General features: G+C 52.3%; 13 protein-coding genes and 2 pseudogenes. 11 read left to right on the top strand and 4 right to left on the bottom strand.

Features of this window, described 5'->3' with window-relative positions:
- The first annotated feature begins 1 nt into the window (after position 1).
- Positions 2–739 carry a phosphoadenylyl-sulfate reductase gene (locus Q3O59_RS13645; RefSeq protein WP_305946113.1) on the top strand — a complete coding sequence of 246 codons (738 nt, stop codon included), beginning with the start codon at positions 2–4 and terminating at the stop codon, positions 737–739.
- Between the two features lie 55 nt (positions 740–794).
- Here the strand turns inward: Q3O59_RS13645 and Q3O59_RS13650 are convergent, their stop codons facing one another.
- Both Q3O59_RS13650 and vapB read right to left on the bottom strand, forming a co-directional pair.
- Positions 795–1211 (bottom strand): PIN domain-containing protein, encoded by a 417-nt coding sequence (locus Q3O59_RS13650; RefSeq protein ID WP_305946114.1) that lies wholly within the window; start codon positions 1209–1211, stop codon positions 795–797.
- A complete protein-coding gene (gene vapB, locus Q3O59_RS13655; protein WP_305946115.1) occupies positions 1208–1435 on the bottom strand; it encodes a type II toxin-antitoxin system VapB family antitoxin in 228 nt (75 codons plus the stop codon). Before vapB ends, Q3O59_RS13650 begins: the two co-directional genes overlap by 4 nt.
- A gap of 89 nt (positions 1436–1524) precedes the next feature.
- Here vapB and Q3O59_RS13660 point away from each other — a divergent pair.
- The 8 genes and pseudogenes from Q3O59_RS13660 to Q3O59_RS13695 all read left to right on the top strand — a co-directional run.
- A pseudogene (locus Q3O59_RS13660) lies at positions 1525–1662 on the top strand (ATP-binding protein); the annotation flags it as partial.
- A 30-nt stretch (positions 1663–1692) separates the two neighbouring features.
- Positions 1693–1900: pseudogene (locus Q3O59_RS13665) on the top strand (phosphoadenosine phosphosulfate reductase domain-containing protein); the annotation flags it as partial.
- 138 nt (positions 1901–2038) lie between these two features.
- Entirely contained in the window at positions 2039–2767 is a 729-nt protein-coding gene (locus tag Q3O59_RS13670) for a hypothetical protein (RefSeq protein WP_305946116.1), read from the top strand.
- A gap of 965 nt (positions 2768–3732) precedes the next feature.
- Positions 3733–4914: a hypothetical protein gene (locus Q3O59_RS13675; RefSeq protein ID WP_305946117.1), complete on the top strand. Its 1182-nt coding sequence runs from the start codon at positions 3733–3735 to the stop codon at positions 4912–4914.
- A 142-nt stretch (positions 4915–5056) separates the two neighbouring features.
- The gene (locus Q3O59_RS13680; protein WP_305946118.1) at positions 5057–6034 is read left to right on the top strand and encodes an alpha/beta hydrolase; all 978 of its coding nucleotides are present in this window, start codon (positions 5057–5059) and stop codon (positions 6032–6034) included.
- 462 nt (positions 6035–6496) lie between these two features.
- On the top strand, positions 6497–6847 hold the full coding sequence (locus Q3O59_RS13685; protein ID WP_305946119.1) for a hypothetical protein: 351 nt from the start codon (positions 6497–6499) through the stop codon (positions 6845–6847).
- Positions 6848–6983: 136 nt separating this feature from the next.
- A complete protein-coding gene (locus Q3O59_RS13690; RefSeq protein ID WP_369812394.1) occupies positions 6984–8240 on the top strand; it encodes a mechanosensitive ion channel family protein in 1257 nt (418 codons plus the stop codon).
- A gap of 94 nt (positions 8241–8334) precedes the next feature.
- Positions 8335–8538, top strand: coding sequence for a hypothetical protein (locus Q3O59_RS13695; RefSeq protein ID WP_305946120.1), 204 nt, complete (start codon positions 8335–8337; stop codon positions 8536–8538).
- 34 nt (positions 8539–8572) lie between these two features.
- Here the strand turns inward: Q3O59_RS13695 and Q3O59_RS13700 are convergent, their stop codons facing one another.
- Both Q3O59_RS13700 and Q3O59_RS13705 read right to left on the bottom strand, forming a co-directional pair.
- Positions 8573–9976, bottom strand: coding sequence for a GTPase/DUF3482 domain-containing protein (locus Q3O59_RS13700; protein WP_305946121.1), 1404 nt, complete (start codon positions 9974–9976; stop codon positions 8573–8575).
- Complete coding sequence (locus tag Q3O59_RS13705; protein WP_305946122.1) at positions 9973–11010, bottom strand: DUF2868 domain-containing protein; 1038 nt, start codon at positions 11008–11010, stop codon at positions 9973–9975. Before Q3O59_RS13705 ends, Q3O59_RS13700 begins: the two co-directional genes overlap by 4 nt.
- 288 nt (positions 11011–11298) lie before the next feature.
- Between Q3O59_RS13705 and ahpC the strand changes: the two genes are divergently transcribed.
- Together ahpC and ahpF are read left to right on the top strand one after the other, a co-directional pair.
- On the top strand, positions 11299–11865 hold the full coding sequence (gene ahpC, locus Q3O59_RS13710; RefSeq protein ID WP_305946123.1) for an alkyl hydroperoxide reductase subunit C: 567 nt from the start codon (positions 11299–11301) through the stop codon (positions 11863–11865).
- A 197-nt stretch (positions 11866–12062) separates the two neighbouring features.
- Positions 12063–13607: an alkyl hydroperoxide reductase subunit F gene (ahpF, locus tag Q3O59_RS13715; RefSeq protein ID WP_305946124.1), complete on the top strand. Its 1545-nt coding sequence runs from the start codon at positions 12063–12065 to the stop codon at positions 13605–13607.
- Positions 13608–13720 lie beyond the last annotated feature (113 nt).

The following is a 13720-nucleotide window of genomic DNA, read 5'->3' on the forward strand; positions in this document are numbered from 1 at the left end:
AATGAGCAAATTTCGACAGATCCTGACGCAGGATGAAGCCACCCGGCAAGACTGGCTGGCTGAAATCAACAGCATCCTGACCCCGCTTAGCGCTGCAGAGCGGGTGCGCTGGGCGCTGGCGCATTTGCCACAGCAACCGATGCTGAGCTCCAGTTTTGGTATTCAGGCAGCGGTAATGCTGCATTTGGTGACGCAGCAGCAAGCCGATATCCCGGTGGTGCTGACCGATACCGGCTATTTATTCCCGGAAACCTATCAGTTTATCGATCAGCTGACCGAGCAACTGGGATTAAACCTGAAAGTCTACCGCGCAGCGCTCTCGCCGGCCTGGCAGGAAGCGCGTTACGGCCAGCTGTGGCACAGCGCCGACGGCATTAAGGAGTACAACCGGCTGAACAAAGTGGAACCGATGCAGCGTGCCTTGCGTGAGCTCAATGTCGGTTGCTGGTTTACCGGCCTGCGCCGCAGTCAAAGCAGCACCCGGGCCGACAAGCAGGTGGTGGAAATCAGCCGCGGCGTGGTCAAGGTGCAGCCGATCATCGACTGGAGCAATAAGGAGGTGTTCTATTACCTAAAAGAGCACGGCCTGAGCTACCACCCGCTATGGGAGCAAGGCTATTTGTCGGTCGGTGATACCCACTCCACCGTCAAGTTTGAGCCCGGCATGAGCGAAGAAGACACCCGCTTTAACGGCTTTGGCCGCGAATGCGGCTTGCATATCGATGGCGATGGCATCTAGCCATCGCCGATAGAAATGTTTAATACGTCAATATCGTTCGGCACACTGTATCCTCTTATGCTGACCAATCTTCAATGCGAAGGTCAGGCACTCGCTCAAATTCTCTGGTGTTATTCGTTACCAGAACGCACCCCGCGGCAATCGCATTGCCAGCTATCGCAGCATCATTTGCACCGATAGGCGTACCACGTTCGGCCAGATAGCGCTTTATTGTCGCTGTGGTCTCTACAGCTGCTTTATCCCACGGCAGCACCGCGTCAACACGCTCCATAAACTGATCTACTATCAAGTTGTGCTTTGGCGAAGCCTTTTTACCGATGGCACCAAAGCGCAGCTCTGCATAGGTAATTGCAGAAATAACCAGGCGATCTTTATTTTCAACATGCCCTTGCAGCACCTTCAGCAGTGTTTCAGGTCGTTCACGCATGATGAAAGAACAGATATTGGTATCGAGCATGTAAGTCTTTTTCAAAGCACAACCCGCCCATCTTCAATAACATCACCGCGATCAGCTAGGAAATCGGCATCAGCCATAGGGGCATCAGCAAAACTTGTCCACGTTTTTCGAGCTGGGCGCAATATAAGAGCATCACCCTCACGACTTATTTCAACTTCGGCAACGCCTTCAAATTCGAACTCTTTTGGTATGCGAACAGCCTGACTGCGACCGTTGATAAATAATGATGCTGTTTTCATGTCAACCTCCAAAGCATATCGCTTGCATATGTCAGTATAAATAACAGACTGGATATGTCAAGCATATACATGATTAAATCGTAAACAACTTTGCTAACGATACTGCACTCACTTCTGCCATGCTGGATCGAGTTTTACATCACTCTCATATTTTACACATTAAAGGAGAAAGCTATCGGATCAGAGAAAAGAAGCAAGCCGGATTAATGGATAAACCCAAAGAGTAGTGGATCACTTTTCGATTGTTGTTGACAGTGGTCAAGGTGCAGCCGATCATCGACTGGAGGAATAAGGATGTGTTCTATGACTTAAAAGAGCACGGCCTGAGCTACCACCCCCAATGGGAGCAAGGCTATTTGTCGGTCGGCGATACCCACTCCACCGTCAAATTTGAGCTCAGCATGAACCCGCTTTAACGGCTGTGGCCGCGAGTGCGGCCTGCATATCAATGGCGATGGCATCTAGCCATCGCCATCAGTTGTTAACCAACACTCAAAACAAACACGAAAATGATAAAAAAATGATTTTTTACTGATATCATAACGCTACGATAACTCACCATATTGATATACACTTGCTTTGTTGCTTACATATTTACAGCATATGTGGGTATATGCCTATTATGTTGCAATCCAATTTCAAGGGGAGAAATATGAAAATCTCAAAATCTCAAAATCTCAAAATCTCAAAATCTCAAAATCTCAAAATCTCAAAATCTCAAAATCAATTTTTATCGTTTCCCTAATAGCTTCCACAGCAATATTACAGGGCTGTAGTTCAGTTGAGCCTATTGATCTTGAGAGCTGTAGAGATAGATCGCAAACGGTTACTGAGTCAATTGGAACAAGTGGAGCAAGTAGAACAACTACAACTGAAGGGCGAAACTGTGGAGGTGGCAGTGGTGGTGTACAAGCCTTTTTGCAACGAGTATTAAGAACAGTTTATGCTTATACCGGTTTCCAGTCCTACAATCTGGATTTTAGTCAGTTTAGAATGGACATCAGTACTCATAACGCTCAATTCCAAAACCAGCCAGGCAATCTTTCCATAACATTGTTTAATGGTGACCATAGTCTTGCAGAAAAGCAATTTGCCTACAACGCTTCTGGCAACACACTGACACTAGCAAATCCTCAGGCAGTACAGCATTGGGTTGCTGGTTTTGAAGGCATAGCCGATGGCTATGCCGTTAGCGTAACAGGCCTTCAGCTTAGTCAAGCCGTTGGACAGCACTCTATGCACGCCACCGCTAAATTTGGCAATCAACACCTTGCCACCTTCAACTGGCAAGGGTATGCAGGCAATGATTGCGACACTTGCGTTATGCAATAAAGCCATTGCTAATAATTTTATGCCGGGTTGTATTATCAGTCCGGCTTTTAAGTTAGGTCACTATGATTTTTCGAGTCTTTTTTGTATTAACAGTGGTTTTTTTTATAGTCAATTGCAGCACCACTCCCAGTACCGCTACAGCATCCATCAACCCTTGGGACCAAAAGCTTTACTCCAACTATCAAGGCACTGTCTCAAGGCCCATCGAGTTTTGCAGCACTTATCAACTGACCGAACCTTTGTTACTGACGCTGCGCTTTGATTGTTTGCTGTCTGAAGAGAAAGTGCAACTCTATCAGCGCGCCTTTGCGCTCTATCACCCTTTTATTATTGAGCACTTTAATGCCTCCCTGCTATCGAACTTCATTAAACTTGATAAACCGCTTTGCTTTGCAGTCGTACACCGGGAAACAACTTTTCGGATCGGTGAGCCGGTAACGGATTGCGTTTATTTGTATCGACCCGCTCTTGCAGCCGAGCGATTTCAAGCGGTAAAAACCCAATTACACAATGCCGGTATTAGCTGGGATCCTGCACCTGAGCTTGTTGCCTTTACAGAATCTGAAGAACGTTATTCCGCTGTATTTGCATTAAAAGTGTTGTACATGGACATTGTGGACGATTTCTACCCGATAATGTTGCATGAATATTTTCATTATCAAACCTTACCTCTCAAAAAGTTAAGGCCATGGCGGCCAGAGCCGGTGGGGCCGTTCTATGATATTTGGGTAAATGAATATCTTAGCTTCACACTGCAGCGTAATATGGAAATGAACACGTTTAAAACCTTGCTCTATTTTATTGATGGCCCAGTCCAGAATACTTTTGATCTTGGTGGTTTTAATGAAAGCTATGACTTTGATAGTACGTTCTGCCAGCGACAGCGCACTGAGCGACAATGGCTAAAGCAGTGGTCAGAGCATAGAAAGCAGCGTAAGAACGCGATCAAGAGTCAAAGTGGCAACATGCTTCGTTATTTGCAATCATTGCACCAGGATCCACACTTAGCGCCTATTTACGCTTTTTACGAACTAACGTCATTGGCAGAGCCAGGCCAGGGTTTTAACGATCTGATTGCCCGCATACCTGCCTGCAACCCCGATAAAGTCCTGCCGGTGCATGCTTTTAAACAGCGACTGCTGGATTATGACTTTAGCACCCTGTTTGTTGAAGCACCCAACGATGCAGACGCATTCACCGGCTTCGAGACGCTGCTGCGTACCTTGTGGCTGCAACCATCGGATAGCGGCAATCCGTTTAGTGCCTGTGAAGCCTTGGCCAATGATGCCGAAGTGCAGCAAACTTGCGCGGCCCTGGTGATGGATACCCTGTTCTGGCGGCAGCTGAGTTTAGCGGAAGTTTCATGGACCGGACTTAGCTTGCCTGAGTCTGCCAAGGCGTTGCAGCCACGGCTGTCGGCCTGGCTGGAAGATACCAAACTTTTGTCTTCCACCCCCTTGCCACTGGCCAATAAAGTCGATTACCTGCTGGCTCAGGATGGCCGCTTTCGTAACTCACAACAGCAGGTAGCCGATACCGGTGCCGGTTTAAATGTCTGGCCGGGCGATACAGATTGTGAGCTCAGCGGTGAGCAGCTGGTCACTACCCTGGCAGGTCAAACAGTGCCCTTGCAGCGCTGCCGGTTCGAGGATGGCCTGGGCGTGCTATGGCGCAAAGACGGCCAAACCGAGCAGGTGATTGGCCTGCCTGCGCTGGTGGCGCAGCAAGCGAAGCTAATACGTGATCAGGGCGCGATGAATTACAGCGTTAGCGTCCCCTATGTGTTTCAGAATGGCTTTGTGGTATTTCAGCAGATGGATCATCAGGTACGGTTAAACCTTTGCCTGGATACGGGCAGCCCGCTGTCGTACATCACCCGCCGTTATCGTGAGCGCTACCAGCTCACCCCCCGTTACCTGGCGTCACGGTTAGAGCCGGAAGAGGAGGTGAGTGCATTCCCCCGCCGGGTGCTGCTGCCCATTTTAGGAGCGCAACGTAAAGTCAGGGTACTGCCGCACGATGGTTTTATGCAGTGCGATATCATTGTGGGCAGCGATTTGCTGGATCTATACAGTGCCATCGAGCTGGGCGACAATACCTTAACCTTGTGGTTTGAAAATGACGCATCCATTGACATTAGCGAATAGATTGCGACCGAGCAAGCCCCTGCCTCCCTTGAGTAAGCATATGTTTTATATTCGTATTATTTTTATTGTTGGCTTGATGAGCCAATTGCTGGCTTGCTCGTCTCTGCTTGAACACAAACTTACCCAGGCTCAGGGGGCACCAATGATGCAGCCATTCGTGCTTGAACATATTTTCCAGCAACAGCGCTTTTGCCATCCAGATAGCCCACATAACTCTGAGCCTTGCCTGCGTTACTTTGATCTGGATGTGACTGAGCGGATAGCAAGCTTTGCTTCAAACATGGAGTTAAACTTCGATAAAGAGGGTATGCAGCTTACAGACCAAATCACCTTTAGCTTGAAAGCCCCACCAGATCAGGCGCCATTGGCAGTGATTTTCCCCGGCTACAGCATGCATGCGACAGACATGGTTTTTTATGCCAGCTGGCTAAATGATCTGGGATTTTTTCCCATCATCGCCGATGGGCCAACCTACCAAACCCCATTCGATTTTGGTCAGGGCTATGCCAGCCAACTGGCTCTGGCACTCTCGACGCGCTACCCGGATCGCCCCGTACTCTTGCTTGGCTTCTCAATGGGTGCCAGCAGCCTGGAGCCTTTCATTAGCCAGCATCAAAAGGTACTAGGCGCCATTGCCATTGCCCCGATGCAAGACTTTCAGGCCACCGGCAGAGCGGTTTTTGAGCGGGCCCGGCAACGTAGAGTGCTGCTACGTTTACTGCCAGAAGCTGCCATTGAGCAAGCGCTTGCCAATATCCTGAATAAAATTCAGCTGACAGCAGATCAGCTGGATTTCAACCACAGCGCCAGCAGGCTGCCTACGCCATTATTGGTGATTAGTGGCGAGCTCGACTGGATTTCCCCGCCTGCCAATCTTGAGGCCGGCGCATCTTTCACGCATATTCAACTTCCTTATCAATTCCACGAGTCCCTGCTGCATCCCTGGCCAGAAATCCGTCAAGAAACGCTGCGCTGGTTGGAATCAGAGCAACTGCCATTTCAACTGGTGCATCAAAAATCCAAGTCAAGCTCTCCAGCGACAACAAAACAACTTATTTATTTGACATTTAAAACTTTATATATACATTTAGACCAGTCGTGCTACAGCCTGAACGTTTAGGGAGACTTCAACATGCATCGCATTCTTTGGTTTCTGTTCGCCATTTTAATGCTGTTTTCTTTCAAAGCAGTTGCAAACCCATGCCTGAATTATCTGAACCATATCAGCGGCTCCTGTGCTGCGGAGTACCGGTACGCTACTCTGACAAAACATTTTCGTGACAGGTACAACGAACCACAAGATGTGACTTGGCATGTCATTTCAAAGGTATCGCCTCAATCCCCTGGCCTTGTTCAACTGGACTTACATTTCCGACTTTTTTGCCACTCCGACTGCCTTGAGGACAGGGAAAGGTTTCTCAATGCGGCACTGTGGGATTTTAGGTCCGCCCTGATTGCAGATGCATTTTTTGGTTACCGTTACTGCAACGAAGAGGATGACTCCTGTGGCGAAGCCCGTCCGGCACCCAACTATGATCAAGATGACTTGGTCAAGATAAGCCCGATGCTGGAGCTTCAGAACATGGCCAAAAGCAGCCAGAGCAAAGCAGAGTTCAGAGAGTTGCTAAGGCTGAATCAGCAAGCGCCGATGCTGGTGCTGCTGCAAGTGTCAGAGCATCAGTTTGAGCTTTGCATCGAACAAGACAGCGGCTGTCAGCCGCTTGCTGGCCGAATTTTTCGTGGTGACACTGCAGCCCGGGTCGAGCTCAATCATCATTTGGGCAGTCGATTCAATACTGGCGTATCAACATGGCTGCATGGTTGGCTCAGTGGGCACCCAAAGCCCTATCAGTGCGCTACCGAACAGCGCTGCGGCTTGCCCGACAAGGACGGTACTGCCGAGTGCAGCATGAGGCTGGATTGCCACTTATAACACCGCTCAAAAGCAACTGCTTTTGCAGACCAGAGCAAGCCAAGGCTCATCGATGTGCTTGCTCCAATCCCATGATGTTTTCATCCTCAAGGATAGGTTACACTAGCTGCATCTTCTTCTTTTTTAAAGAACGACCATGAGCGACTGGCTTGCAACCCTGGATCACTGGCGCGAACTCTCCCCCGAGCTCTTTATGGCTGGCAGCTTGCTGCTGCTGGTGCTGCTGTCCTGGCTGGCCAACTGGCTAACCAAAAACATTCTGGTACAGGCGGTTGCCAAAGCCTTTAACGCCACCCCTTTTGCCCAAAACAAGCTGCAGCGGGATTTTGGCATCATTGCCCGCCTGGCCAATGTGGTGCCGGCACTGGTTTTGGCAGCCGGGGTTGGCTTGATTGAAGGCTTGCCGCATCTGGTGGTGGAAGTGGTGCGCAATGTCAGCAATGCCTTTATTGTGCTGACCATTGCTATGTCGCTCAGCAATGTGCTGACCATGGTCAACAGTCTGTACGAGCGCCGGCCCGATTCAAAAACCAAGCCGATTAAAGGCTACATTCAGCTGCTGAAAATCATTGTCTACACCGTCGCCTTTGTGCTGATGGTGGCGATGCTGATTGACCGCTCGCCGCTGATCTTGTTATCGGGCATGGGCGCCATGATGGCAGTACTGCTGCTGATTTTTCAGGACACCATTTTATCGGTGGTGGCCAGTGTGCAGATTGCTTCCAACGATGTGATCCGGGTCGGTGACTGGGTCGAGATGCCACAGCTGAATGCTGATGGTGATGTGATTGACATTGCACTCCATACGGTGAAAATCCAGAACTGGGATCGCACCATCACCACCATCCCAACCCGCCGTTTTATGACCGATCCCTTTAAAAACTGGCGCGGCATGCAGCAGTCCGGTGGCCGGCGCATAAAGCGCAGCCTGATGATCGATCAGCAAAGTGTGCGTTTTTTAACAGCGGAAGAGCGGGCACATCTGGATCGGTTCCGGCTGCTGAAAGACTATCTGGCGGAAAAGGATCGCGATATCAAAGCCTGGAACGAGGCACTGAAAGAGCAGGGCAAAGAACCGGTTAATACCCGGCGTATTACCAACCTCGGGACTTTTCGCGCCTATGTGCAGCGCTATTTGCAAAGCCATCCGCGGGTGCATCAGGGCATGATCCAGATGGTACGGCAAATGCCACCAACACCGGATGGTCTGCCACTGGAAGTCTACTGCTTTACCAATACCGTGGCCTGGGTCGAGTACGAAAGCATTCAATCGGATATTTTTGATCATTTGTTTGCGATTTTGCCGGAGTTTGGCCTACGCATGTACCAGCACCCCAGCGGGCTGGATTTGCGCCAACTACGGGTAGAAGGCTTCACGACCAGCGCAGACTAACACCAGTTAGCTCATTGTGTTATTCTGCAAAACAGAGTCTGGGCCAATGCTCACAGAAGCGCTTTACGGTCATCAAGCATACAAAGGAATCAATATGGATATTAATGCCGCTGTGCTGGGTCAATTTATGTTCTTCTTTCTGGTGTTCGTTGGTATCACCAGTTACTTTTTGGCACGTAGGAAGACCAATACGCCCATCCTGGCTACCCTCATTGGCGTCTTACTGGCGATTGTTCCCCCTCTGGGCCTGATTTACCTGGCGGCCCTGGTGTTAAAAGAGGATGTGACAGCCAGTTAAACAGCAGCGCGTTTTCCTTGGCATCACGCTTGCATCAGATCAGGCTCTGTTGTTGTTCTTGCATCAGGGTGCTGTGCAGTCGTTGCTGCAATTGTTCACGGATCCAATCGCTTAGCGCGTGACTCTGAGTGGCTTTCCACTTACCCTGCTGCAACTGCTTGCTCCATTGCAGCAGCTGCACCTGCGCCTTCTTGTCCCAATCGCTGGCCTGAGTCGTTAGTGCCAGCCGGCTGCGCTCGGCGTGTGGCCTTAGCCACAACAACTGCACAAAGGTCAGTGCCCGGGCCATCAGCACCAGCGGAAAATTTGGGTGCTGCACCGGGCCAATATAGTGCCGCTCTTGGCTCAGCGGCAACCAGCCCAGTTTTTTACCCGGTAACTGCTTGCTGGCCAGCCAACCGGCCGCCGAGCCCAGCACGCCGCCGGATAAAGCGCCCAGCATCAGCGAGCTGCCGCCAAGGCCCAGATCCAGCACAGCCCCGGTGGCCATGCCGGCGCCCCCGCTGACCAGCAACAACTCCTTTTGCTGCAGCCCCCACAGGTACCAGGTTTCGGTATTCATCAACCGGTCGCGCTCAATCGGCCAGTCGAGCTGACGGGCCAACTCGCTCTGACCATGCCCCCAGCTTTGCGCCAACTGTTCGAACAACTGGCTTTCGGCCTGATCCAGTTGTTGCTGCAGCCAGACTTCCGGCTGTTTTAACAACGAAGGCGGCAGCAACGACAACGGCTGGCGAAAACTCAGCTGGGCACACCAATAATCTGCCAGTTCGATGCTGACCTGCTGCAGCCGCTGCTGCTCACGGTGCAGCAACTGGCGGTTGAGTTCGGTCAAAGCAGCGGTCCAGTCCGGAGTGAGCTCCGCCATGGCCTGAAACAGTGCCTGGCGGGCCGGCAAGGTAGCGGTCATCGGGTTAAAAACCCGCACCCACTGAAAGCTTTGGTTCAATGTGAGCTGCCAGCTTTGGCTGTGATTGCTGGGGGCTATCGGATTGATCAGCGCCATCCGTGGTTGCCCGGTCCAGCGTAGAATTTCCATTTCCGCCTCGTCGGTGGTACTGACCGGGCTGCTGGCATCGGTGACAAACAAAATACCGCTACCGGCCATAATCGGGCTTAACAGCGCTACCTCATCCGGAAACTGCTGCTGGTGCGAAGGCTCGGCCAAAAAAGCCCGTACCCGGGCCGGCCGTTCGGCTGGCGCTACCGGCACCTGCTGCAACCAGGCCAGCACCTGACGGGCACGCTGAAACCCCGGGGTATCGGTCAGCGCCAGCAGCACCTTGCCATTTAACACGAATTCAAAGCGCTCGGCTTCACGGGTGGTGCCAGATTCTACCCCAACCCGCACCGCGTCGTTTTCTACCAGGGTCGATACTATCGACGACTTGCCCTGATTCGGATGGCCGACCACACAAAATTGCGGCGCTGTTGTCATGCATTCTCCTCCAGCCAGGCCAGCTGCTCGGCTTTGGCAAAGGCCTGCCAACTGGCGCTGTGCCGCGCGTTGCTGTCATCCTGTTGCAGCCAAAGCGCCTGTGCAATGCCCTGCTTGCGGGCCAGCGCCATCCAGTCGGAAAGCTCCGCCACCGGGCTGCGACTGGCCGGCACCCGCCACAGCAGTTGCTTAGGCCTGGTTGCCAGCAGTGCACCAAAGGCATCGTTATCCTGCTGCCAGTCGTCCTGCCCCAGGGTCAGCGCCTCAGCGCTGGCTGGCAATTGCCACTGCAGCAAACTGGCCTGTTGCCACTGTGCCAACGAAGTGGTGGTAAGTTCGGCAGCGGACGATGTGGTGGGTGATGACGCCGTGCTGGCTTGCTGGATTTGCAACTCCGGTTGACTGCGCCGGCTTTGCCAATGACAAAAAAGCGCCAGCGCCAGCCGTGGCAGCAGGTTGTAACACAGCAGGCTCATGGCCAAGAAGGGCCACCAGCCACTGGTTTGCGCAAGCAGCGCCGATTGCTGCTCAATGCGGGCAAAGCGGCTCTGCTCAATTAACGTATTATCTGGCACCGCAGCAGGCCAAAGGCTGTGCCAGGGCCAGCTAAGCCACTGGGTTAACTGAAGCACGGCCCTTTGTTCCAGCAGCAAGGTCGAGCTCCAGCCAAAGGCCAGATCCGACAGCAGCAACAACAGCAAGAATACCAGCCCGATCCCCAGTCCAAACCAGCACCACAGCCAGTTCAGCTGGGCCAGAAGCCACCACTGCTGATGGTGCTGCGGCTGCCAGTACAGCGGTTGCTGGCTCAACCGGGCCAACCAGGGCCGGCCAGGGCGCAGCATCAACCCCAACGCCAACAGGCTACCCAGCAAGGGCAGGCCGGCCCACAGCAACCAGAGCAACAGCACATTAACGCGGCCATCGGCACTGTAATTCAGGCTGGCAGCACCCAGTACCATGCCCAGCAACATTGCCAGTGGCCAACGCCACCAGGGCAACACCAGTTGATTTGAAACTGCATTCAATGCCATCGGCCTCTGTGGTTGAATTCATGCTCTGGTCATTATCTTATGTCAGGATAGCATTAAGGAACACGGTCCGGTCATGGTTTTTCCGGCGTTAAGTGGGTTCACTGGTTGAATTTATCGCCACAGCCCCCATTGTTGAGAGGGATTGATGGAACGGCTGGAGTACAGCAACGCTTTATCGATTAAATTGATTAAAGCCATTTGTTTTATTCATTTTGCATAATGGGTGCCACTTGTTAGAGTAGCACCCGTCGAAACACCCAATGTTATTAACTGAAATGGAGGAAGACGATGTCTTCAATTATCAATACCAAGATCAAACCTTTTAAAGCCACTGCTTTTCAAAATGGTAAATTTATCGAAGTAACCGAGCAGGACTTACTGGGTAAGTGGTCTGTTGTGTGTTTCTACCCGGCGGATTTCACCTTCGTTTGCCCAACTGAGCTGGGCGACCTGGCTGATTTCTACCCGCAGTTCCGTGACATCGGTGTGGAAGTGTTCTCTGTGTCTACCGACACCCACTTCACCCACAAAGCATGGCACGATGCGTCTGAGACCATCAAGAAAATCGAATACCCAATGATCGGTGACCCGACTGGCGCTATCACCCGCAACTTCGGTGTGATGATCGAAGAAGAAGGCCTGGCCCTGCGTGGTACTTTCGTTATCAACCCTGAAGGCGAAATCAAAGTTGCTGAAATCCATGACCTGGGTATCGGCCGTAGCGCTGCTGAGCTGTTCCGTAAAGTACAAGCGGCTCAGTACGTTGCGAACCACGACGGCGAAGTTTGCCCAGCCAAATGGACTCCAGGTGAAGCGACTCTGGCTCCATCACTGGACCTGGTTGGCAAAATCTAAATGCCACACCACCGTTGCCCGGCAGCGGACGCTGAAACCACGCCTCACTATTGAAGCTGGTTTCAGCTTCTCCCCCTGCACGTAAAAAACGGTACTTAGCCAGCATCAAAGGATGCTGGCTACCTTAAGCTTTGCCTGAAATCTGGGCTTTGCCTGAAACAACGCGCTAAACACAGTCAAGAGATGGAGTAGACTCAATGTTAGATACCAATCTGAAACAACAATTAAGCAGCTATCTGCAGAACCTGAAATCCCAGGTAGAGCTGGTCGTATCTCTGGACGATAGCGCCAAAGCTCAGGAATTAAATACCCTGGCGACTGAGATTGCTGGTTTGTCCGATCTGGTCAGCCTGCGTCGTGACGACAGCGCGTCCAAGCGCGCCCCGGCCATGCAGGTGCACTCGGTCGACAAAGGCACCGTCATCACCTTTGCCGGTGTACCGATGGGCCACGAATTTACCTCTTTGGTGCTGGCTTTGCTGCACTCAGGTGGCCATCCGATCAAGATTGAGCCAGAGCTGATTGAACAAATCCGCCAGCTGACCGGCCGTTTTGAATTTGAAACCTACATTTCGTTAAGCTGCCAGACCTGCCCGGAAGTGGTGCAGGCGCTGAATATGATGGCAGCCATTAACCCCAACATTACCAGCGTGATGATCGACGGCGCCCTGTTCCAACAGGAAGTCAGCGATCGCAATGTGATGGCGGTACCGACCGTGTTTTTAAATGGCGAGCAGTTCTCGCAAGGCGCCATCACGCTGGAGCGGATTATCCAGAAAATTGATGTCAATGCCGAAGCCCGTCAGGCTGAAGCGCTGAAACAAAAAGATGCCTTTGATGTGCTGGTCGTTGGCGGTGGCCCGGCCGGTGCTTCTGCTGCAGTCTATGCGGCCCGTAAAGGCCTGCGTACCGGCGTGCTGGCCGAGCGTTTTGGTGGCCAGGTGGCCGATACCGTCGGCATTGAAAACTTTATCTCGGTGCAATACACCGAAGGCCCGAAGCTGGTCAACGCATTGGAAGCCCATGTCCGCCAATACGAAGTGGACATTATGAACAACCAGCGCGCGACCAAACTCAGCAAATCTGAGCAAGTCGAGCTGGAGCTGGCCAACGGCGCTGTGCTGAAAAGCAAAACCCTGATCTTGGCCCCGGGTGCCCGCTGGCGCGAAATGAATGTACCAGGCGAGCAGGAATACCGCGGCAAAGGCGTGGCCTACTGCCCGCACTGCGACGGCCCACTGTTTAAAGGCAAGAAAGTCGCGGTCATTGGCGGTGGCAACTCCGGTATTGAAGCGGCCATCGACCTGGCCGGTATTGTTGAGCATGTCACGGTGCTGGAATTTGCCGCCGAGCTGCGCGCCGATGCGGTGCTGGTGAAAAAAGCCAACTCCATGGGCAATATCACCATCATTACTGAAGCGCAGACCACTGAAGTGACCGGTGATGGCAACAAGGTCAATGGCCTTCAGTACACCGATCGCAACACCGGCAACAGCCATCACATCGAGCTGGCGGGTATCTTTGTGCAAATCGGCCTGGTGCCAAACACCGAATGGCTGCGCGGCGCAGTGGAGCTGAGCCCACGCGGTGAGATCATTGTCGATGAGCGCGGCCAGACTTCGCTGCCTGGTGTGTTCGCCGCCGGTGATGCGACTACCGTGCCGTACAAGCAGATTGTTATTGCGATGGGCAGCGGCGCCAACGCCTCGCTAGGTGCCTTTGACTACCTGATCCGTCACTAAATTTAAAGCGCGTCCCCTTTGCGGCAGCCTTCGGGTTGCCGTTTTTTTTGCTCTTACCAGTGCCTGGATAGACCTGGACCGTATTGACAACAGCTACACGCCAACCTAAAATT

The organism is Alkalimonas delamerensis, from assembly GCF_030717955.1.
Lineage (GTDB): Bacteria > Pseudomonadota > Gammaproteobacteria > Enterobacterales > Alteromonadaceae > Alkalimonas > Alkalimonas delamerensis.